Genomic DNA, 21,780 nt, shown 5'->3' with positions numbered 1-21,780 from the left:
CTGGCACGATCTTCGCGTCCACGACCCTCATGAAGTCTTTACCGGTTGTACATTCTGCCATTGTTCGCGGGGCCGTCCTGCCCCCAGATCTCCGCGCTGCGGCGCTCGAGCACAGAACCCTTGACGTGATCGACACCACCGCGGGTGAAGGGGTTGCACCGGAGCACTCGCCATGCCGCCATGAACATGCCCGCCACCGCACCCTTCACCTCGAACGCATCCAGAGCGTACTTCGAGCAGCTGGGATAGTAGCGGCACACATCACCATAGAGCGGGGAGATGACCACACGGTACGCGCGCATGAACCAGACGAACGGCATCCGCGGTGCGATCCGCAGCACGTGGCCGAATCGAGCCGCGCGACCCGCTGGCGGGTCGGGCAGAGACGATTCGGTGTCCTCACCGGAGCGCATCTGAGGCTCCGGCCGACTGCTCGGTCCGATCGCCGGCGCCGGATTCCGCACCCGAGGTCCCGGTGGTCTCCTCATCCCGCTTCCGCAGCCGCCGGCGGGCGGTGCGCAGCGCGCGATCGAGGGACCGTGTGAGCGCTGCGTAGTCCGCGTCCGAGGCTGCGGGCAGCGCCCGGATCACCAGGAGGTCTCCCGTCCGGAGGTCCTTCAGCTGCCCGGCCGCCCACGCGCGCGCACGGCGCTTCACCCGGTTGCGGACCACCGCGTTCCCCACGGCTTTGGAAACGACGAATCCCACGCGCGGGGCGTGGGATTCGCGTGTGTGGGCCACGTGAGCCAGTACGTGACTGCTGGTCCCCTTCACACCTGCACGGAAGGCAGTGCGGAAGTCGGCCGGAGCACGGAGCCTGTTCTCACGAGGCAGCACGGTGGTGGGGCCTCAACCGGCGTGCGGTCAGGCGGACAGGGCGCGGCGGCCCCGGCGGCGACGCGATGCGAGGATCGCACGGCCGGCGCGGGTGCTCATGCGCTGGCGGAAGCCATGCGTCTTGGCGCGCTTGCGGTTGTTCGGCTGGAAAGTATGCTTGCTCACTTCTCACTCCATCGATCGTCGTCAGACACAGCTGACGTGTGGTTCCACTGAGGCGGGATGCAGGCCGAATCCAGCGCTTTCACGATTCGCTCGGCCGCCCACTCCTGCGTCGAGGGAGGACAGGGAAGTGCGCACACACCGGGGTACAAGCCCGCAACACAGGACACCCCATCCTAGAGGCGCCCTCTCTCGACGGTCAAACCGCGGCCCGTCACGACGCGGATCAGTGACGACGCTCACTCCGATGTGTCCTGACATGGGCCCGATCCGCCCCCACATGGACGTCAGGTGTCGCGCGTCCGACTCCCCGGTGTCATCGAGCCGGCGCCCACATGACGCCGACACGCCGACTGGTGGTCGGAACGGTCGATTCCTCTGCCCACAACCTTGTGCACACGCTGCGTGAACAACGGCGTCCACAAACAACACGCGTGTGATTTCCACATGGTTGTCCACCGATGTGGATGATTCCGGGACTTACGTGGTCGCTATGCACAAACTGTGGAAAACTATGTGGACGTCATTCGGATGCTCTTCCACACCTGTGGGCGACGGGGGCTGGGGAATGACACGCCGGTCATGCACGTCGGAAGGACGAGGGTGGACTCCACACAGAACGATCCGGAGCAGATATGGACGCAGGTCCTCACCAATCTGCTCAACGATCCGACCATCCTCAAGCAGCACAAGGGCTTCCTCACGGGTGCGATGCCCAAGGGCATGATCGGTGACTCGATCTACGTCCTCGCCGTCCCCTCGGAGCTGCACCGCCGCAACCTCGAGACGGACCTGCGCGAACCCCTCACCCGCGAGTTCGGGCGGGTCGTCGGCCACGACGTGAACCTCGCGATCGCAGTCGGCACCGCCTACACCGAGGCGCCGACGGAACTGGTCGCCTCCGTTCCCGCACCGGCACAGCCACAGGCGCCCACGGCACCGCACGACGCGACGGACACGGGGCCCCTCGGTCACGACGCCACCACAGGTACGGCTCCCGCACCGGCTCCCACACCGAACGCAGGCCAGGAGGCCGAGGCTGCGGTCGCCTCGGCGGCCCCACCTCACGCCGAGGTACCCAGTCACCCCACCACCGCGCCGGCACCTGCGCCCGGTGACCGGCAGCAGTGGACCTCGGGCTCGTCCCCAGCGCCCTTCTCGCACACCGGAACCCCCGCTCCCCACGGACCGGACGGCAAGAGCTCCTCGAGTCTGCTCAATCCCAAGTACACGTTCGACGCCTTCGTCGTCGGCGCCTCCAACCGCTTCGCCCATGCAGCGGCGTTCGCGGTCGCGGAGTCTCCGGCCAAGGCGTACAACCCCCTCTTCATCTACGGCGACTCCGGACTGGGGAAGACCCACCTGCTCCACGCGATCGGGCACTACTCGCAGCAGCTCTACCCGGAGATCCGCGTCCGGTACGTGTCCAGCGAGGAGTTCGTCAACGACTTCATCAACACGGTGGGATCGCAGACGACGTCCAACACGCTGCGTCCGGCGTTCCAGCGCCGCTACCGTGAGGTCGACATCCTCATGATCGATGACATCCAGTTCCTCCAGGGCAAGGACGCGACGATCGAGGAGTTCTTCCACACGTTCAACGCTCTGCACAATGAGGAGAAGCAGGTCGTCATCACCGCGGACCAGCCGCCCAAGATGCTGAAGGGCTTCGAGGAGCGCCTGCGGTCCCGCTTCGAGTGGGGTCTGCTCACGGACGTGCAGCCGCCGGACCTCGAGACGCGGTTCGCCATCCTCAGGAACAAGGCGTTCACGGACAAGCTCGACGTGCCGCCGGATGTGCTCGAGTACATCGCCAGCCGCGTGTCGTCGAACATCCGCGAGCTGGAGGGTGCGCTGATCCGCGTCACCGCGTTCGCCAACCTCAACGATCAGGTCATCGACGTCGGCCTCGCGGAGACGGTCCTCAAGGACTTCATCACCCAGGACGACACTCCGGAGATCACCGCGGCGGACATCATGGGCCAGACGGCGTCGTACTTCTCCCTGTCCATCGAGGACCTGCAGAGCGGGAGCCGTTCGCGCACGCTCACCACCGCACGACAGATCGCGATGTACCTGTGCCGCGAACTGACTGATCTGTCGCTGCCGAAGATCGGCCAGGAGTTCGGCGGGCGCGACCACACCACGGTCATGCACGCGAACAAGAAGATCAAGACGCAGATGGCGGAGCGCCGTGCTCTGTACACACAGGTCACCGAACTCACGAATCGCATCAAACAGCAGCATCGACTGTGAAATGAGCAATACACAGTTGTGGACAACGCTGTGGGAAACGCCGCTCAGAACGTGGACCGCACGGGGGACGGATCCGCGTTCGCCTGGTGATGCCTGTGGGTCACAGCGATGTGATTACACAGGCATGCACCGGTGAGGTGCTCACCGTGCACACTCCATCCACCTGCTCACACCGGCTGAGATCCGCCACCAGACGGCGATCCGATGGAGTTATCCACAGTTTCCACAGTGCCTACTACTGACTACCTATTCAACTCATTGCGATTCAGGCGGTTCACCGCGCACTGCACCGACTCTGCGAGACCATTCGTTTATCGCACGATAATATCGAGGTGGCTGCTGTGCAGATCTGCACAGCACTGATCGGGGCTATTCGAACGACGTCTCCCCTAACTCGACCGAGCACACGTCCCCGAACACGTCCCCACACACGCCAGCCTCGCATCCTCACCCCAAGCGTGGCTGGTCCTCACCCGCAGCGCTGCTGGAAGCATGCCCGGATGGGGATGTCAACGGACCACGCCGTAGAGCCACCCGACCGCGGTGCGCCCTCCTCTCCGCGTGGGGTAGAGTGCATTCCTGCCCGTCCGCATGTCAGCGGGTCTGGTCGACAGGCTCTCGCCCACCGTCAGAAGTCCTCAGTGCGAACCGCAGGAGTGTCGTGAACGCAGCATCCGAGCAAGTGAAGTTCCGAGTCGAGCGCGATGTGCTCGCAGAGGCGGTCACCTGGACGACCAAGGCTCTGCCTCAGCGTCCTTCCTCCCCGGTCCTCACGGGTGTCCTCATCACGGCTGAAGCGGACGGAACGGTCCGACTCGCCGTCTTCGACTACGAGGTCTCCTCCCGGACGGAGTTCAGTGCAGAGGTCGAGGCACCGGGGACGTTCCTGGTCTCCGGACGACTCCTCGCAGACATCTCGAAGGCGCTGCCCAACCAGGCTGTGACGCTCGAGCTCAACGGCGGCAAGGTCGATCTGACCTGCGGCTCCTCGCGCTTCTCCCTCATGACGATGCCGGTCGACGAGTACCCGTCCCTGCCGGCGATCCCGGAGGCCACCGGCACCGTCGCCGCCTCGGAGTTCCAGCACGCGGTCTCGCAGGTCTCGATCGCCACGTCGAAGGACGACACGGTGCCGATCCTCACGAGCGTGCGGGTGGAGATCGAGGGCGACCGCGTCGCACTGCTCGCAACGGACCGCTACCGACTCGCGGTGCGTGAGTTCACCTGGTCCCCGTCGACTCCGGACATCACGCGCAACGCACTGATCCGCGGCAAGACGCTGGCGGACGCAGCGAAGTCGATGGGCGGAGACATCCGGATCGCCCTGTCGGAGTCCGGGGGCAAGGAGATGCTCGCCTTCGCCGCCAACGGCCGTGAGTCGACGTCGCTGCTCATCGAGGGCGACTACCCGAAGGTCCGTTCGCTGTTCCCCAAGGACGCACCCATCACCGCCGTCGTCGAGACCTCTGCGCTGCGCGAGGCAGTCCGCCGCGTGGCACTGGTCGCCGAGCGCAACACCCCGATCCGCTTCGAGTTCGCCGAGGGCACCGTCACTCTGCGTGCAGGCGCCGGCGATGATGCGCAGGCGTCGGAGTCGCTGCCTGCGACCATGAACGGCGGGGACATCACGACGGGGTTCAACCCCCTCTTCATCTCCGAGGGACTCGCACAGATCGAGCACCCCTTCGTGAGGTTCTCCATGACAGAGCCCAAGAAGTCCGTCGTCATCACGGGGCAGAAGGAGCAGGAGGGCGAACACGATGATTCGTACCGCTACCTGCTCATGCCGATCATCCGTTTCTGACGCACCCGGTTCGGAGGTGGTCGCTGCGTGTGGGTGAGCAGACTCGCCCTGCGTGACTTCCGGTCCTACGACTCACTCGATCTGGATCTGGACCGCGGGGTCACCACATTCGTCGCTCCCAACGGCTGGGGGAAGACGAACCTGGTCGAGGCGATCGGATATCTGTCCCGCCTGCGCTCCCATCGGGTGCCCCACGACCTGCCGCTGGTGCGTGCAGGTGAGGGGCAGGCGATCGTGTCCGCGAAGGCGCATCGCGGCGAGCGACACGTGACGGCTGAGGTCACGATCCGGGCCAAGGGCGCCAACCGAGCACGCATCAACCGCACCGGAGTCCGCGTGCGGGAGATCCTGGGCCTCGTCCCGTGCGTCGTCTTCGCGCCTGAGGACCTGGGACTCGTGAAGGGCGACCCCGGTGAGCGCCGCGACTGGCTCGATTCCCTGCTCGTCGCCCGCAACCCGCGCTTCGCCGGCGTGCTGTCCGATGCGGAGAAGGCGCTGCGGCAGCGCAACGCCCTGCTCAAGAGCCTCAGGCAGCAGCCGAATCCCGGTCTCGAAGCGACGCTCGACATCTGGGATCGCGCCTTCGCCGAGGCCGCTGCCGCACTCGTGGTCGGTCGCCGCCGGCTGCTGTCGGACCTCGCACCCCACATCGGAGAGCACTTCTCCACTCTGGCCGCCGACGCGAGGGAATCGAGGCGGCTGGCGTCCGCTGAGTACCGGTCGCGGATCGATTACTCGACGATCGACCCGGATGCGGATGACGCCGTCCCGCGCGCGGTCGCCGTGATCGTCGAGGCAGTCCTCACCCGGAGGGCGAAGGAGATCGACAGGGGCCTGACGCTCGTCGGTCCCCAGCGCGACGACGTGGAACTGCTCATCGGAGACGTCCCCGCGAAGGGCTACGCGTCCCACGGCGAGAGCTGGTCCCTCGCACTCGCCCTGCAGCTGGCCAGCTGGGACCTGCTCCGCGAGGATTCCCGTGATCCGGACGATCAGCCCGTCCTCGTCCTCGATGACGTGTTCGCGGAACTGGACACCGGGCGACGCTCCCGGCTCGCGAAGATGGTCTCGCAGGCGGAGCAGGTGCTCATCACCGCAGCGGTCGGCTCGGAGATCCCGCAGGAGCTCGTGGGCCGCACCGTCGACCTCACGACCGTGGCGAGCCCCCGATGACGCACCAGAGGACGGGGCAGGGCGGACGGGGCTCCAGCGGCTCGGAACCCAGCGGCTCGGAACCCAGCGGCTCGATGACCAGCGGACGGGTCCCCGGCGTCCCGATTCCCGATGCGGGAGGCGGCCTCGGCTCCGTCGACCGGACCCGTGCTCCGCTGTCCGGTGCCGCGCTCGACGCACTCGACCGCGTGCGCCGCATGGCGGACATCGAACCGCGCGCAGGTGCAGGATCGTGGCGCAGCTCGAAGCGCTGGCAGGATGGACGGGCAGACGCGGCGGACCGCGGTGCCGGCGGAGTCGCCTACACCGGTTCGGGCCACGATGCCCGGGATCCCCGACCGCTGGCGGGCCTCTTCACGAAGCTCGCGCACAAGCGGGGGTGGGAGACGAGCCTCGACGTCGCGCAGGTCACGAGCAGGTGGTCGGACCTGGTGGGACGGGATGTCGCGGCGAACTGCACCGTCGAGCGGTTCGATCCGCCCACCCTCGTCGTCCGCACCTCCTCGACCACCTGGGCGACGCAGCTGAAGATCCTGAAGGACGGACTGCTCGACAAGATCGAGCGCGAGATCGGGCGCCGCGTGGTCGAGGACATCGAGATCCATGGACCCGCTCAGCGTTCCTTCACCCGCGGGAGGAAGAGTGTGCGGGGACGGGGACCGCGGGATACGTGGGGCTGATGCGCTCGCGGATGCGGCCCGGGTGTGCTGATCGAGAGGTGACGGTGTGACGGACGGTCTGGAGGGCCTCGGCGTCGGTCTGCTGGACCGGCTCGCCGGCCATGAGCTGTGGGCGATCGTGGCCGCAGCGGCGGTCATCGCCGGCGTCCTGGTGGTGCCGAGCGGGATCTGGCGGGTCACCGGAGTGTGGGTGACGATGATCCACGAGCTGGGCCATGCGCTCGCGGGCGCACTGCGCGGCCGGACCGGGATGCGCATCCGTGTGAATGCCGATCATTCGGGACTCACGACGTCGACCGGTCGATCCGATTCCGTCGCCTGGACGAGCTTCTGGGGCTACCCAGCCCCGCCCCTGGTGGGCGCACTCATGGTGTGTGCGGCGGCCGCCGGCTGGGCGACCGGCGACGCGGTCTGGACGACGGCGGCGGTGGCGGTCCTCCTGGGCGTGTCCGTCGCGGCACTGCTGTTCATGCGCGGGATCATCGCGGTGGGCTCGACCCTGGCGGGCATCGCGGGCACCGCCTTGCTCCTCCTCTGGGCGCCGGCACCGGTGAGCGTGCTCGTGCTCCTCATCGCGGGGCTCTTCGAATGGGCCGGGGGCGTCCGCGCGATCGCGAACCTCAGCCGTCTCCACATCCGTCGCCGGGCCCGCGACTCCGACGCCTCCGTCCTGGGCCGCCTCACCCCGCTGCCCGCGTTCGTATGGATCGGCATCTTCTGGATCGTCGCGCTGGCGCCGGTCGGTCTGCTGGTCTGGGCGACACGATGAGGGGGTCTCCGCCTATGCTCGGTAACGACGAATCCCCGACGAGGAGCCACATGCGCTTTGCCAACAGCGTCACCGATCTGATCGGCGACACCCCGCTCATCCGCCTCAACCGCGTGACGGAGGGCGTCGGCGCCACCGTCCTCGCGAAGGTCGAGTTCTTCAATCCGGGCGGTTCCGTCAAGGACCGCATCGCGGTGAACATCATCGACGCGGCAGAGGAATCCGGTGCGCTCAGGCCCGGCGGCACGATCGTCGAGCCGACCAGCGGCAATACGGGAGTGGGCCTGGCACTCGTCGCGCAGCAGCGCGGCTACCGGTGCGTCTTCGTGTGCCCGGACAAGGTCTCCGAGGACAAGCGGGCGGTGCTGCGCGCATACGGCGCGGAGGTCGTCGTCGTCCCGTCGAATGTGACACCCGAGGACCCGCAGTCCTACTACTCCGTGTCCGACCGCCTGGCGCGCGAGATCCCCGGCGGCTTCAAGCCCGACCAGTTCTCCAACCAGAACGGACCGCGCAGCCACTACGAATCGACGGGTCCGGAGATCTGGCGGGACACGGAGGGGAAGCTCACCCACTTCATCGTCGGCGCGGGCACGGGCGGCACAGTCAGCGGCACCGGACGGTACCTGAAGGAAGCATCGGACGGGGCGGTGCGCGTCATCGTCGCGGATCCCGACGGCTCGATCTACGCCGGCGGCGAAGCATTCGGCTACGACGTCGAAGGCGTGGGCGAGGACTACATCCCGGACACCTACGACCCCACGATCCCGGACGGCTTCGAGACGGTCACGGACGCGGAGTCCTTCGCGATGACCCGCAGGCTGGCGCGCGAGGAGGGGCTCCTGGTCGGCGGCTCGAGCGGCATGGCCGTCGTCGCGGCCCTGCGCGTCGCGCGGGACCTGCCGGACGACGCGGTGGTCGTGGTGCTGCTGCCGGATTCCGGCCGCGGGTACATGGCCAAGGTATTCCACGATGACTGGATGGTCGAGCGAGGCCACATGAGCGCAGACGACATCGCGGCGCAGACTGCGAGCAGTGCGGCCGACGCCGCAGAAGGAGGAGCAGCACAGTGACTGAGCAGAACCACGCAGAAGGCGCGCAGAGCGCGCCGAGCATGGGGTTCGACACCCTGGCGATCCGTGCGGGACAGGACCACGATCCGACGACGGGTGCGGTCATCCCGCCGCTCCACGTGTCCTCCACGTACGCCCAGGACGGGATCGGCGGCCTGCGGAACGGATACGAGTACGGGCGCAGTGCCAATCCCACCCGTACCGCGCTGCAGAATCAGCTCGCCGCTCTGGAGGGCGGTCGGTTCGGGCTGTCGTTCGCATCCGGCCTCGCGGCTGAGGATGCGCTGCTGCGCGCGGCGCTCACGCCCGGAGACGCCGTGCTCATGGGCAACGACGTCTACGGCGGCACCCACCGCCTGGTCGACAAGATCCTGGGGCCCTGGGGCATCGACCTGCGGATCGTCGACATGACCGACGCCGAGGCCGTCCGGGCCTCCCTGCAGGCCTCGCCCGCGCAGGTGCTCTGGGTCGAGACCCCGTCCAACCCGCTCATGGGGGTCGCGGACATCGCGGAGCTGGTGCGGATCGGCCACGAGGCCGGTGCGCTGGTGGTCGTCGACAACACCTTCGCCTCCCCGGCGCTGCAGCGCCCGCTGCTGCTAGGCGCCGACGTCGTCGTCCACTCGACGACCAAGTACCTGGGCGGGCACTCCGACGTGGTGGGCGGCGCGATCGTGACGAGCGATGCGGCACTCGCGGAGAAGGTCGAGTTCCAGCAGTTCGCGGCCGGCGCGATCAGCGGTCCCCACGATGCGTTCCTCACGACCCGTGGGCTGAAGACGCTGGCGATCCGCATGGAGCGCCACAGCGCCAACGCCGGGATCATCGCCGGTTTCCTCGATCGTCACGACGCGGTGCGGACCGTCTACTACCCGGGCCTCGAATCGCATCCGGGCCACGCTCTGGCCCGCTCCCAGATGAGCGGATTCGGCGGCATGGTGTCGCTCGCGCTGGCGGACGGTGGGACAGCGCGGAAGTTCGCGGAGTCGCTTCAGCTCTTCACCCTCGCGGAGTCGCTGGGCGGCGTCGAGTCGCTGGTCAACTACCCGGATGCGATGACGCACGCGTCCGTCCGCGGCACGGAGCTCGCGGTGCCGGAGGAGGTCGTCCGCCTCTCCGTCGGCATCGAGACGGTCGAGGATCTCCTCGCCGATCTGGAGCAGGTGCTCGACGCACTCTGAGCGGTCGATGACCTGAGCGGTCGACTACCGAGCCTGCGACGACGACGCGGTGGGCGGTTCCGGGAGGAACCCCCACCGCGTCGTCGTCTGCTGAAGCCTCACAATCGTTTCTGAGGCCCTCAGACCCCCTCCGCTGAGATTCCCCTCGTCTCCCGGTGCGCAGATCCGGGAAATCGACCTTCCACGGCCTGTAGATATGCGCTGAGAGCCCTCGGACAGGCTAGAATCGAACCCAAGTGCCCACTGACCAGGAGCGCGCCCGCGCGCCCGCGAACGAGGAGTTCCATGACAGCCGACGAGACACCGCACTACGAAGCCGGTGACATCACCGTTCTCGAAGGCCTCGAGGCGGTGCGCAAGAGACCTGGCATGTACATCGGCTCCACGTCGGAGCGCGGTCTGCATCACCTGGTGCAGGAGATCGTCGACAACTCCGTGGACGAGGCGATGGCGGGCTACGCCTCCCATATCGAGGTGACGATCCTGGAGGACGGCGGCGTGCGGGTCGTCGATGACGGCCGCGGCATCCCCGTGGCGATGCACCCCACGGAGGGCGTCCCCACGCTCCAGGTCGTGCTCACGATCCTCCACGCCGGCGGCAAGTTCGGCGGCGGCGGGTACGCGGTGTCGGGTGGTCTCCACGGCGTGGGCTCCTCCGTGGTCAACGCGTTGTCCATCCGCCTCGACGCGGAGGTCCACCGCGACGGCACCGTGTGGCGGCAGGACTACCGCCGCGGTGTGCCGACGGGTGAGATCGTCGAGGGCGAGTCGACCGACAGGACCGGCACGACGATCACGTTCTGGCCGGATGATGAGATCTTCGAGACGACGGACTTCTCCTTCGAGGTGCTGCGCTCGCGCTTCCAGCAGATGGCCTTCCTCAACAAGGGCATGCGCATCTCGCTCGAGGACCGTCGGGTGGCGGAGGTCGATCCGGAGGAGGTCCAGATCGACGAGTCCGCGCTGGACGGCGAGGAGAACGCGCAGGAGGCGAAGACGAAGCTCGTCACCTACTGCTACGAGCACGGGCTGCTGGACTACGTCGAGCACATCAACACGATGAAGCGCTCCGACACCGTGAATGACGAGATCATCGCCTTCGAGTCGGAGGACACGGAGCAGCAGATCGCGCTCGAGGTCGCGATGCAGTGGACGACGTCCTACTCGGAATCGGTCCACACGTTCGCGAACACGATCTCCACGCATGAGGGCGGCACCCACGAGGAGGGCTTCCGCACCGCGCTGACCTCCCTGGTCAACCAGTACGCGCGGGAACAGAAGATCCTCCGCGAGAAGGACCCGAACCTCACGGGCGACGACATCCGCGAAGGCCTCACCGCGGTCGTCTCGATCAAGCTGGGCGAGCCGCAGTTCGAGGGCCAGACGAAGACGAAGCTCGGCAACTCCGAGGCGAAGACCTTCGTCCAGCGCGTGGTCCGCGACGAGTTCGGCCACTGGATGGAGTCGAACCCGGTGCAGGCCAAGGAGGTCGTGCGGAAGGCGTCGCAGGCCGCGCAGGCTCGACTGGCCGCCCGGAAGGCGCGCGAGGCGACACGGCGCAAGGGCCTGCTGGAGGCCGGCGGGATGCCGGGCAAACTCAAGGACTGCCAGTCGAAGGACCCCTCGATCTCCGAGGTCTTCATCGTCGAGGGCGACTCCGCCGGCGGCTCCGCCACACAGGGCCGCAACCCGCACACGCAGGCGATCCTGCCGCTGCGCGGGAAGATCCTGAATGTGGAGAAGGCTCGTCTGGACCGCGCCCTGGGCAACGCGGAGATCCAGGCGATGATCACGGCGTTCGGCACGGGCATCGGCGAAGACTTCGAGATCGAGAAGCTCCGCTATCACAAGATCGTCCTCATGGCGGATGCAGACGTCGACGGCCAGCACATCACGACGCTGCTGCTCACGTTCATCTTCCGCTACATGAAGCCGCTGGTGGAGGGCGGGTTCGTCTACCTCGCGACCCCACCCCTCTACCGACTGAAGTGGTCGAACGCCTCCCATGAGTACGCCTATACGGACCGCGAGCGGGACGGCCTGCTCACAGCCGGCCGTGCGGCGGGGAAGCGCCTGCCGAAGGAGCTGGCGATCCAGCGCTACAAGGGTCTGGGCGAGATGAACTACCAGGAGCTGTGGGAGACGACGATGAACCCCGATCATCGCCTGCTGAAGCAGGTGAGCCTCGACGACGCCGCACAGGCGGACGAGATCTTCACCGTCCTCATGGGCGACGACGTCGACTCCCGACGCCGGTTCATCCAGGAGAACGCGAAGGACGTCCGCTTCCTCGACATCTGAGGCGACCTCTCCCGAGGCCCCGGCCGGGACCTCGGGAGCGGCCTCCTACCCAGCACGTGACAGAAGAGAGATGAGCCCCTGTGGCAGACGAGCAGAATCCCACCCCTGAGCAGGATCCGGCGGAGACTCCGGACGCCGACGGTCTGACGATGACCGACCGGGTCGACAAGGTCGACCTCAACATGGAGATGCAGCGCTCCTACCTCGACTACGCGATGAGCGTCATCGTGGGCCGTGCGCTGCCGGACGTCCGTGACGGGCTCAAGCCGGTGCACCGCAGGATCCTCTATGCGATGTACGACGGCGGGTACCGACCGGACCGCAACTTCTCGAAGTGCGCCCGCGTGGTGGGCGACGTCATGGGCCACTATCACCCGCACGGTGACACCGCGATCTATGACGCGATGGTGCGCCTGGTGCAGAACTGGGTCATGCGCTATCCGCTGGTGGCCGGACAGGGGAACTTCGGATCGCCCGGTGACGACGGCGCGGCCGCACCCCGGTACACGGAGTGCAAGATGGCTCCGCTCGCGATGGAGATCGTCCGGGACATCGAAGAGGAGACCGTCGACTTCCAGGACAACTACGACGGCCGCAACCAGGAGCCGCAGTACATGCCGTCCCGGTTCCCGAACCTCCTGGTGAACGGTTCGTCCGGCATCGCGGTGGGCATGGCGACGAACATCCCGCCGCACAACCTCCGCGAGGTGGCGGAGGGTGCGCAGTGGCTGCTCGCGCACCCGGAGGCGTCGAACGAAGAAGCCCTCGAGGCGATGCTGGGGATCATCAAGGGACCGGACTTCCCGTCCGGTGCGACGATCCTGGGCCGCCGGGGCATCGAGGACGCCTACCGGACCGGGCGCGGATCGATCACGCAGCGTGCGGTCGTCGAGGTCGAGGAGATCCAGGGGCGCACGTGCCTCGTCGTGACCGAGCTGCCCTACATGGTCAACCCGGACACGCTCGCGACGAAGATCGCCTCCTACGTGCGGGACGGCAAGGTCGCGGGCATCGCGGACATGCGCGATGAGTCGTCCGGCCGCACCGGACAGCGGCTCGTCATCGTCCTCAAGCGGGATGCCGTGGCGAAGGTCGTGCTGAACAACCTCTACAAGCACACGCAGCTGCAGGACAACTTCTCCGCGAACATGCTCGCGCTCGTCGACAACGTGCCGCGCACCCTGTCGATCGACGCGTTCCTGCGGCTGTGGGTCAAGCACCAGATCGACGTCATCGTCCGCCGTACGCGCTACCGGCTGCGGAAGGCCGAGGAGCGTGCGCACATCCTGCGCGGCTACCTCAAGGCGCTCAACGCGCTGGACGCCGTGATCGCTCTCATCAGGAACTCGCCGAACTCCGATGATGCCCGCACCGGCCTCATGGAGCTGCTGGACGTCGATGAGATCCAGGCGAATGCGATCCTCGACCTGCAGCTGCGTCGTCTCGCCGCGCTCGAGCGTCTTCGCATCGAGGAGGAGGCGCAGAAGATCGAGGAGCAGATCAAGGACTTCAAGGACATCCTCGATCGGCCGGAGCGCCAGCGCTCGATCGTCTCCGAGGAGCTCGCGGAGATCGTCGACAAGTACGGTGACGACCGTCGCACCCGCATCATGGCGGGCTTCGACGGCGACGTGAGCATGGAGGACCTCATCCCCGAGGAGGAGGTCGTCGTCACGATCACCCGCGGCGGATACGTCAAGCGCACGCAGTCCGCGCTCTACCGTGCACAGCATCGCGGCGGCAAGGGCATCGCCGGCGCCAAGCTCCGGGTGGACGACGTGGTGGACCAGTTCTTCGTCACATCGACGCACAACTGGCTCCTGTTCTTCACGAACACGGGCCGCGTCTACCGCGCCAAGGGCTATGAGCTGCCGGAGGGCTCACGCGATGCGAAGGGCCAGCACGTGGCGAATCTGCTGGCGCTGCAGCCCGGCGAGACGATCGCCCAGGTCCTCTCGATCAAGGACTACGACGAGGCGCAGTTCCTGGCACTCGCGACGAAGTCCGGACTTGTGAAGAAGACGCGACTGGCGGAGTACGACTCGAACCGCACCGGCGGCGTCATCGCGGTCAATCTGCGGGAGATGGCGGACGGGAATCCGGACGAACTGGTCTCCGCACGTCTGGTCGACGGAGAGGACCACCTCCTCCTGGTGTCCCGCAAGGGCATGTCGATCCGGTTCTCCGCGGGAGACGACACGATCCGTGCGACCGGCCGTGCGACCTCGGGCGTCACCGGCATGCGCTTCCGCGAGGACGATGAGCTCCTCACCATGGACACGGTCACCCCGGGCACGTTCGTGTTCGTCGTGACCGAGGCCGGCTTCGCGAAGCGGACACCGGTCGAGGAGTACCGACTCCAGGGCCGCGGCGGCATGGGCATCAAGGTCGCGAAGATCACCGACCAGCGCGGTGACCTCGTGGGCGGCCTCATCGTGTCCGAGGGCGAAGAGGTCCTGGTCGTCATGGAGCGCGGTAAGGTGGTCCGGTCGAACATCGACGAAGTCCCGGCCAAGGGTCGGAACACCATGGGCGTCGTCTTCGCGAAGCCCGGCAAGAAGGATCGCATCATCGCGGTCACCCGCGGCCCGGAGGAAGCGGTGGAGGCAGAGGCCGAAGAGGCCCCTCTCTCCGACGCGGAAGCCGAAGCCGTCGAGGCGGACCTTTCCGACCCGACTCCCCCGGAGCCGGACGCCGACATCGAAGGTGAAGAGCAGCAGTGAGTGACAACGAGCAGAAGCCGGGGAAGATCCTCCGTACCTCCAGCGGCAAGGGCAAGACGCGTCTGACCGCCAGCGGCGGCGCAGCCGACGCGTCCGCAGCACCTGCAGACTCCCCAGGAAACGGTGCAGGATCGGGCAGTGGGCCGACCGGTGGTGCCGGTACGGCGGCGTCTGCTCAGGCCAGCAGCGGAGCCCCGACGCGTGTGAGCTCTGCGTCCTCGGGGACGCGGCTCTCCGCGGGCGGTTCGGAGACCCGGGCGCAGCCGGCGGTCTCGAGCCCGGATCACAGCGCTGCGGCTGGGTCGGGTGCTGGTGCAGGGTCGGGCGCTGCGGCAGGGACGAGCCCGATCGTGGGGATGGGACGTTCCTCGGGCTCCGGTCCGGTGGGCTCTGGTCCGGGCGGTTCTGGTCCGGTGGGCTCCGGCCCTTCCGGCACCGGTGGGGTGAAGGCCACGTCCGGCGGCGTCAAGATGAGCGGGAAGTCCAAGAAGGGACCCCGCACGGTCCGTCTGACGATCGCGAGCATCGATCCGTGGTCGGTCATGAAGATGGCGTTCCTCCTGTCGCTGGCGATCGCGATCGCGATGCTGGTGGCCACGCTGGTGCTGTGGCTCGTGCTGCAGGCGACCGGCGTCATGGGCAACATCGAATCGACGCTGTCGGAGATCGCCGGAGCAGAGAGTGCGGACCAGTTGCTGGCGCTCGTGAGCCTGGGACGGGTCATGGCGACGGCGTTCGTCCTGGCCCTCGTCAACATCGTGCTCATGACGGCGCTGTCGACGCTGTTCGCGTTCCTCTACAACATCGGAGCGTCGATCGTGGGCGGTTTCCACCTCACCCTCACGGACGACTGAGCCTGTCTCGCAGATCGGCCGGAGCATGCGTCGGAAGGCGCGCTCCGGCCGATTTTGTTCTGCGGGGTGAGGTCGGTATAGTTGCTTCTCGGTTCGCAAGAACCTACGGGCCTATAGCTCAGGCGGTTAGAGCGCTTCGCTGATAACGAAGAGGTCAGAGGTTCAAGTCCTCTTAGGCCCACGCATCGATCTGGAGGAGAGTGCCGTGAAGAAATGGTTCGCTCTTCTGGGATCCGCAGCTCTTGCAGCGGGGACTCTGGGAGTCCTCCGCAGCCGCAACCGCGGCAGGCAGGAGCAGTGGGCGCAGTACACCGACCAGGTGTAAGATGTGATGCAGCACGGGGGTATGGCGCAATTGGTAGCGCATCTGCTTTGCAAGCAGAGGGTTAGGGGTTCGAGTCCCCTTACCTCCACTCGAGAAACTAGTGAGACAGTGGCTCGTTGTAGATGAGAGGCCTCGGCCCGGGAAACCGGCCGGGGCCTTTTACTGTCCGTGGGGTCTGTCTGTGGTGGACGTGCCATCGAGCATGATCTGGTCATGGATCTCCGCTGCGTTCTCCGCTGCGGGGGCGACGATCGGTGCAGCGTTCCAGCACCACGTGGAGCTGTTGATCAGAACGAGTGCTCCTCCGCGGGGAACGTCCCCTGTGCGACATCCGTCGCGAACGCGTGGGCGGCATCGGTCATCACCGTTGCGAGGTCCGCGTACTGCTTGACGAACCGCGGCATCCTCTCGGTGCGCAGCCCCATCATGTCCTGCCACACGAGGACCTGAGCGTCGCAGTCCGTCCCCGCGCCGATCCCCACCGTGGGGACGGAGACCGCCTCCGTGATGCGGCGTGCGGCAGCGGCCGGCACCATCTCCAGCACCATCCCGAACGCCCCTGCGGCGTCGAGCGCCTTCGCCTCCTCGAGAAGGGTGTCCGCAGCGTCATCGCGGCCCTGCACCCGATAGCCGCCCAACTGGTGCTCCGACTGCGGGGTGAACCCGATGTGCGCCATGACGGGGATGCCGTTCCGAGTGAGCTTCTCCACCTGCGGAACCATCTCCAGCCCGCCCTCCAGCTTCACCGCGTGGGCGCCCGCCTCCTTCATGAAGCGAGCCGCTGTGCGGAAGGCCTGCTCGGGTGACTCCTGATACGACCCGAACGGCAGGTCCGCCAGCACCAGCGCGCGGGATACGGACCGACTCACCGCACGCACCAGGGGGAGGAGCTCGTCGACCGTCACCGGTAGTGACGACTCGTACCCGTAGACGTTGTTCGACGCTGAGTCGCCCACCAGAAGCACCGGGATCCCGGCCTCGTCGAAGATCTGTGCGGTGTACATGTCGTAGCTCGTGAGCATCGACCACGTCTCGCCACGATCCTTCATCGCCTGCAGGTGCGGAATCCGCACACGTGCCCGTTTCGCGGGAGTCGATGCTCCGCCTGATCCGTGGGGTGCCGTCTGCTCCGTCATCGTGGTCCTCCTGGTCGCCTCCACTGGTGTCCTCACTCAGCGTAGGAAAGTCGGCGTGCCAGGCGTGATGTGTCTCATCCTCCGGACCCATCACTGAGGACAGGTCCTCAGTGATGGGTCAACCAGCCGTCGTCATGCCCGGGAGTGCGGGCATGACGACGGCTGCCGGTCAGACGACGCCGGTCAGACGACGCCCAGAGCGATCATCGCGTTCGCGACCTTGCGGAAGCCCGCGACGTTCGCGCCCACCACGTAGTCGCCGGGACGCCCCACGTCCTCCGCCGTCTCGAGGCAGGTCGTGTGGATGTTCCGCATGATCTCCGTGAGACGGGCCTCCGTGTATTCGAAGGTCCACGTGTCGCGGCTGGCGTTCTGCTGCATCTCCAGGGCGCTCGTCGCGACGCCGCCGGCATTGGCCGCCTTTCCGGGGCCGAACCCCACACTCGCCTCGCGGAAGACCTCGACGGCCTCCGGAGTGCACGGCATGTTCGCGCCCTCGGCCACGACCTTGAGACCGTTCGAGGCAAGGGTGCGGGCGTCCTTCCCATCGAGCTCGTTCTGTGTGGCGCTGGGCAGTGCGATGTCCATGGGGACGTCCCAGACGCTGCCACCCTCCACATAGTGGACGCCGGTGCCGCGGCGCACCGCGTATTCGTGGATGCGACCGCGCTCCACCTCCTTGATCTGCCGCAGCAGGTCCAGGTCGATCCCCCTCTCATCGACGATGTAGCCGCCGGAGTCCGAGGCCGTGATCGGGATGCCGCCCAGCTGCTGCACCTTCTCGATCGCGTAGATCGCGACGTTGCCGGAGCCGGACACGCCCACGCGGCGGCCCTCGAAAGAAGCCTCGCGCGCCCTGAGCATCTCGGCCGCGAAGATCGCCGCACCGTAGCCGGTGGCTTCCGTGCGGACCAGGGAACCTCCCCAGTCCAGGCCCTTGCCGGTGAGGACGCCGGCCTCGTAACGGTTCGTGAGGCGCTTGTACTGGCCGAACAGGTAGCCGATCTCGCGGGCTCCGACGCCGATGTCACCCGCGGGGACATCGGTGTACTCGCCGATATGCCGGTGCAGCTCCGTCATGAACGACTGGCAGAAGCGCATGATCTCGCCGTCGGAGCGGCCGTGCGGATCGAAGTCCGAACCACCCTTGCCGCCGCCGATCGGCAGTCCGGTGAGGGAGTTCTTGAAGATCTGCTCGAAGCCCAGGAATTTCACGATGCCCAGGTTGACCGACGGGTGGAAGCGAAGGCCGCCCTTGTAGGGCCCCAGGGCGGAGTTGTACTCGACGCGGAACCCGCGGTTGATCCGGACCACACCCTCGTCGTCGACCCATGGCACGCGGAAGATCAGCTGTCGCTCCGGCTCGCAGAGGCGCATGAGGATGCCGTGCGACTCGTACTCGGGATGGCGGTCGCGCAGGGTCTCGAGGGATTCGAAGACCTCCTTGACGGCCTGGTGGAACTCGGGCTCGCCCTGGTTGCGCTGCAGCACGGTGTCGTAGGTGGACTGGAGGTTAGCTTCCATGAGTGGAGTCCTTCCGGTGGTGTGGTCGCGCTGTCCACTATAAAGTACACAACGCTACTAGCAGTAGACAATTTGGTAGAACGCACGTGCGCAGGCTCCGTGCAATCGTGGGAACGGCGGGCCGTCACCGCTGGTGGAGCGCACTACAATCGGTGCACACGCGCATCGTGAGGCGTTCCTGTGGTCCGCTCCGAGGAGGGACGCGGATCTCTCGGGACGCGGGGGAATTGCTGTGGCAGAGACAGCCCGTGGGGCTGCCGACAATCGAAGGTGTGGATCTGTGGCAACGAACAACGAACCGCCCGGGCACGAGCTGAGCCCCCAGGTCGAAGGCGGACGGCCGATGTCTCCGCCGCCCAAGTCTCTTGAGCAGTCGATCGCGGAGACCACGCGGCAGATGCGCCATGCACGCGGCTTCACTCTTTCGGAGCTGGCCGCCCGTGTGGGCGTCAGCCGGCAGATGCTGTCGAAGATCGAGAACGCGCAGACGTCCGCCAGCCTGGCGACCGTGGACGCCCTGGCGAAGGCGCTGGGCATCCCGGTCACCAGCCTCTTCCGTGCGGCCGACTACGAGACGCAGGTCGTGTTCTCCAAGGCCGGCGAGGCTCCGGAGACCGTGCGGCGCGCCAGCAACCTGGGACACCGGTACCAACTGCTGGGGCAGGTGATCCGACATCACGGACTCTTCGAATCGCTGCTCGTCACCCTGACGGAGGACAGTCAGCCCTTCCCCCTCTTCCAGCACATGGGGTCGGAGTTCGTGTACGTCGTCGAGGGCTCGATGGACTACCGACATCAGGAGACGACGTTCCGAATGGAGGTGGGCGATGGCATCCTCTTCGACGCGGAGGGCATTCACGGCCCGGCCCGCATCATCAACGCACCCGTGCGCTTCCTGTCGGTGAACGTGTCCGAGGACCAGCCGGCGGATCCACACGGCGCCTCCTGAGTCGGAGCGGATCACAGGGCTTCGTCCCCGCGGTCGCCGGTGCGGATGCGGACGACCTCGTCGACGGCTGTCGACCAGATCTTGCCGTCGCCCACCTCACCGGTGCGCGCGGTCTGCGCGATCACGTCGATGACGGGGCCGGCATCGACGTCGGCGACGAGGATCTCGAGGCGGACCTTGCCGATGAAGTCGATCGTCACCTCGGCCCCGCGGTAGACCTCGCGGTGCCCGCTCTGCCGGCCGCAGCCGGAGCAGTCGCTGACGGTCATACCGTTGATACCGTGCTGCGCGAGCGCGATCTGGACGCTGTCCAGTGCAGTCGGCTGCAGGATGGCGGTGATGAGCCTCACGTCAGTTCACCTCCTGCTGCACCGGTGCCGGAATGACGACGCTGCGCGTAATGCCCGGTGCTGTGAGCGGTGTCTGCGAGTAGTCGTAGCCGGACTCCGCGTGGGCGGCCACGTCGATGCCGAAGGACTCCTCACGAGCGCTGACCCGCAGCCCGCCCATGAGACGGCGCAGGACCAGCGCGATGAGGGTGGTCATGATGAGGCTGTAGCAGAGCACGACCACGGAGCTCAGCGCCTCGACGCCCAGCAGTTCGAAGCCTCCGCCGTACAGCAGGCCGGCGGCTTCGGCCGGGGTCGCCGGATCGGCCAGGAATCCGATCGACAGGGTGCCGATGAGTCCTGCGACCAGGTGGACGCTCACGACGTCGAGCGAGTCGTCATAGCCCAGCTTCTTCTTGAGGCCGATCGCCAGAGCGGATCCGACACCGGATGCGGCGCCGATCGCCAGTGCACCCACCGGGCTGACCGCAGCGGCGGCGGGCGTGATGCCCACCAGGCCGGCCACGATGCCCGAGGCCGCGCCCAGTGACGTGGGGCGGCCGTCGCGGATGCGTTCGACGACGAGCCAGGCGAGCATGCCTGCGGCCGGCGCCGCGAGCGTGGTGACCCAGGCGTGCGCCGCGACGTGGTCTGCGGCCAGGGCGGATCCGGCGTTGAAGCCGAACCAGCCGAACCACAGGAGGCCGGCGCCCAACATGACGAACGGCAGGCTGTGCGGGCGCATGGGCGAGCGTTGCAGCCCGATCCGAGGTCCCAGGATGACAGCCAGTACGAGCGCTGCCGCGCCGGCGTTGATATGGATCGCGGTTCCGCCCGCGAAGTCGATCGCTCCGAAGTCATTGGCGACGAAACCGCCGGACTCGGACACGAGGCCGTCGACTGCGAACACCCAGTGGGCTGCCGGGAAGTAGACGAGCACGGCCCAGACCGCGGCGAACACCACCCAGGCGGAGAACCGCATGCGGTCGGCGACCGCACCGCTCACCAGCGCGACCGCGATGATCGCGAACGCCGCCTGGAACCCGACGAAGACCAAGGCCGGCACTGTCCCCACGACCGCATCCTCACCCAGGAGTGACGTGAGGCCCGCGAAGTCGAACGGGTTCCCCACGAACCCGCCTATGGAATCGCCGAAGACCATCGAGAAGCCGAACAGCACCCAGACGACGCCCACGATCCCCATCGAGACGATCGACATCATCACCATATTGAGCACGCTCTTGGCGCGCACCATGCCGCCGTAGAAGAACGACAGCCCCAGCGTCATCAGCAGCACCAGCGCAGCGCTCGTGAGCACCCACGCGGTGTCGCCGGACGAGATATCTGCAGCGTCCATCACCCTCTCCTTCACTCATCTGTGTGCGCCAGTCGTCTACCGGCATGAGCAGACAGTAACTGATGGTTTACGCTTGTGGCAACTGATAGATGCTCGATGGCACTCACAGTGTCGTCGTGTGGTTACCCAGCAGAAGAAGCCGCGCTGTCCTCAGTGATGCGTGTGCGCCGTCGTCCGGCAGTGCGATGCGTGCGTTCGGATCCCTGCCCGTCGACGTCGAGGACCTGGAACTGCACGTCGTGGACGTGGAAGTTGTGGGGGAGCACATCCGAGGTCCAGCGGGGGGCGGTGCGCATGATCGGGGTCTCTGATCGCTGCCGGCTGTATATCGTGCTCTTCTTGTAAAC

Annotated in this window: 19 protein-coding genes and 2 tRNA genes; 13 read left to right on the top strand and 8 right to left on the bottom strand. The window is 67.0% G+C overall.

Annotated features, from left to right (window positions below):
• Positions 1–38: 38 nt before the first annotated feature.
• Genes yidD through rpmH form a run of 3 tightly spaced genes read right to left on the bottom strand, consistent with a single transcriptional unit; the run spans position 39 to position 1,002 of the window.
• Positions 39–413 carry a membrane protein insertion efficiency factor YidD gene (yidD, locus tag FM105_RS02020; protein WP_087003874.1) on the bottom strand — a complete coding sequence of 125 codons (375 nt, stop codon included), beginning with the start codon at positions 411–413 and terminating at the stop codon, positions 39–41.
• Positions 400–837 carry a ribonuclease P protein component gene (rnpA, locus tag FM105_RS02015; protein ID WP_087003871.1) on the bottom strand — a complete coding sequence of 146 codons (438 nt, stop codon included), beginning with the start codon at positions 835–837 and terminating at the stop codon, positions 400–402. The genes yidD and rnpA overlap by 14 nt, the downstream gene beginning before the upstream one ends.
• Positions 838–864: 27 nt before the next feature.
• Entirely contained in the window at positions 865–1,002 is a 138-nt protein-coding gene (gene rpmH, locus FM105_RS02010) for a 50S ribosomal protein L34 (protein WP_087003868.1), read from the bottom strand.
• Positions 1,003–1,602: 600 nt separating this feature from the next.
• Here rpmH and dnaA point away from each other — a divergent pair.
• The 12 genes from dnaA (at position 1,603) to FM105_RS01950 (ending at position 16,226) form a co-directional block, all read left to right on the top strand.
• Positions 1,603–3,255 (top strand): chromosomal replication initiator protein DnaA, encoded by a 1,653-nt coding sequence (gene dnaA, locus FM105_RS02005; protein WP_256970155.1) that lies wholly within the window; start codon positions 1,603–1,605, stop codon positions 3,253–3,255.
• A gap of 661 nt (positions 3,256–3,916) precedes the next feature.
• On the top strand, positions 3,917–5,059 hold the full coding sequence (gene dnaN, locus FM105_RS02000; protein WP_256970154.1) for a DNA polymerase III subunit beta: 1,143 nt from the start codon (positions 3,917–3,919) through the stop codon (positions 5,057–5,059).
• A 27-nt stretch (positions 5,060–5,086) separates the two neighbouring features.
• Positions 5,087–6,232 carry a DNA replication/repair protein RecF gene (gene recF, locus FM105_RS01995; protein WP_087003862.1) on the top strand — a complete coding sequence of 382 codons (1,146 nt, stop codon included), beginning with the start codon at positions 5,087–5,089 and terminating at the stop codon, positions 6,230–6,232.
• Positions 6,229–6,912 (top strand): DUF721 domain-containing protein, encoded by a 684-nt coding sequence (locus tag FM105_RS01990; RefSeq protein ID WP_256970153.1) that lies wholly within the window; start codon positions 6,229–6,231, stop codon positions 6,910–6,912. The genes recF and FM105_RS01990 overlap by 4 nt, the downstream gene beginning before the upstream one ends.
• Positions 6,913–6,958: 46 nt before the next feature.
• Positions 6,959–7,681, top strand: coding sequence for a M50 family metallopeptidase (locus tag FM105_RS01985; RefSeq protein ID WP_087003857.1), 723 nt, complete (start codon positions 6,959–6,961; stop codon positions 7,679–7,681).
• Positions 7,682–7,731: 50 nt separating this feature from the next.
• Positions 7,732–8,754: a pyridoxal-phosphate dependent enzyme gene (locus tag FM105_RS01980; RefSeq protein WP_087003855.1), complete on the top strand. Its 1,023-nt coding sequence runs from the start codon at positions 7,732–7,734 to the stop codon at positions 8,752–8,754.
• Between the two features lie 41 nt (positions 8,755–8,795).
• Positions 8,796–9,935, top strand: coding sequence for a cystathionine gamma-synthase (locus tag FM105_RS01975; protein WP_087004301.1), 1,140 nt, complete (start codon positions 8,796–8,798; stop codon positions 9,933–9,935).
• A 285-nt stretch (positions 9,936–10,220) separates the two neighbouring features.
• Positions 10,221–12,236 carry a DNA topoisomerase (ATP-hydrolyzing) subunit B gene (gyrB, locus tag FM105_RS01970; protein WP_087003852.1) on the top strand — a complete coding sequence of 672 codons (2,016 nt, stop codon included), beginning with the start codon at positions 10,221–10,223 and terminating at the stop codon, positions 12,234–12,236.
• Between the two features lie 80 nt (positions 12,237–12,316).
• Entirely contained in the window at positions 12,317–14,959 is a 2,643-nt protein-coding gene (gene gyrA / locus FM105_RS01965) for a DNA gyrase subunit A (protein ID WP_087003849.1), read from the top strand.
• Positions 14,956–15,813: a DUF3566 domain-containing protein gene (locus FM105_RS14845; protein WP_256970152.1), complete on the top strand. Its 858-nt coding sequence runs from the start codon at positions 14,956–14,958 to the stop codon at positions 15,811–15,813. Before gyrA ends, FM105_RS14845 begins: the two co-directional genes overlap by 4 nt.
• Before the next feature lie 107 nt (positions 15,814–15,920).
• Positions 15,921–15,994, top strand: a tRNA-Ile gene (locus tag FM105_RS01955).
• A 159-nt stretch (positions 15,995–16,153) separates the two neighbouring features.
• A tRNA-Ala gene (locus FM105_RS01950) sits at positions 16,154–16,226 on the top strand.
• A gap of 199 nt (positions 16,227–16,425) precedes the next feature.
• Here the strand turns inward: FM105_RS01950 and panB are convergent.
• On the bottom strand, positions 16,426–17,274 hold the full coding sequence (gene panB, locus FM105_RS01945) for a 3-methyl-2-oxobutanoate hydroxymethyltransferase (protein WP_179207016.1): 849 nt from the start codon (positions 17,272–17,274) through the stop codon (positions 16,426–16,428).
• A gap of 183 nt (positions 17,275–17,457) precedes the next feature.
• Positions 17,458–18,798 carry an NADP-specific glutamate dehydrogenase gene (gene gdhA, locus FM105_RS01940; protein ID WP_087003843.1) on the bottom strand — a complete coding sequence of 447 codons (1,341 nt, stop codon included), beginning with the start codon at positions 18,796–18,798 and terminating at the stop codon, positions 17,458–17,460.
• Between the two features lie 280 nt (positions 18,799–19,078).
• On the opposite strand from gdhA, the gene FM105_RS01935 reads away from it, so the two are divergent.
• A complete protein-coding gene (locus tag FM105_RS01935; protein WP_256970151.1) occupies positions 19,079–19,747 on the top strand; it encodes a helix-turn-helix domain-containing protein in 669 nt (222 codons plus the stop codon).
• Positions 19,748–19,758: 11 nt separating this feature from the next.
• Here FM105_RS01935 and FM105_RS01930 read toward each other — a convergent pair whose 3' ends face one another.
• The 3 genes from FM105_RS01930 to FM105_RS14620 form a co-directional block, all read right to left on the bottom strand.
• Positions 19,759–20,097: a P-II family nitrogen regulator gene (locus FM105_RS01930; RefSeq protein WP_087003840.1), complete on the bottom strand. Its 339-nt coding sequence runs from the start codon at positions 20,095–20,097 to the stop codon at positions 19,759–19,761.
• A gap of 1 nt (position 20,098) precedes the next feature.
• Positions 20,099–21,433 (bottom strand): ammonium transporter, encoded by a 1,335-nt coding sequence (locus FM105_RS01925; protein ID WP_087003837.1) that lies wholly within the window; start codon positions 21,431–21,433, stop codon positions 20,099–20,101.
• Between the two features lie 122 nt (positions 21,434–21,555).
• A complete protein-coding gene (locus tag FM105_RS14620) occupies positions 21,556–21,729 on the bottom strand; it encodes a multicopper oxidase domain-containing protein (protein ID WP_179207015.1) in 174 nt (57 codons plus the stop codon).
• Between the last annotated feature and the right edge of the window lie 51 nt (positions 21,730–21,780).

Origin of the sequence: Brevibacterium yomogidense, assembly GCF_900163715.1 — a bacterium.
In the GTDB taxonomy this organism is placed as follows: Bacteria; Actinomycetota; Actinomycetes; order Actinomycetales; family Brevibacteriaceae; genus Brevibacterium; species Brevibacterium yomogidense_A.
The sequence above is the reverse complement of the archived record's forward strand: the minus strand, read 5'-3'. Positions and strand labels throughout refer to the sequence as shown.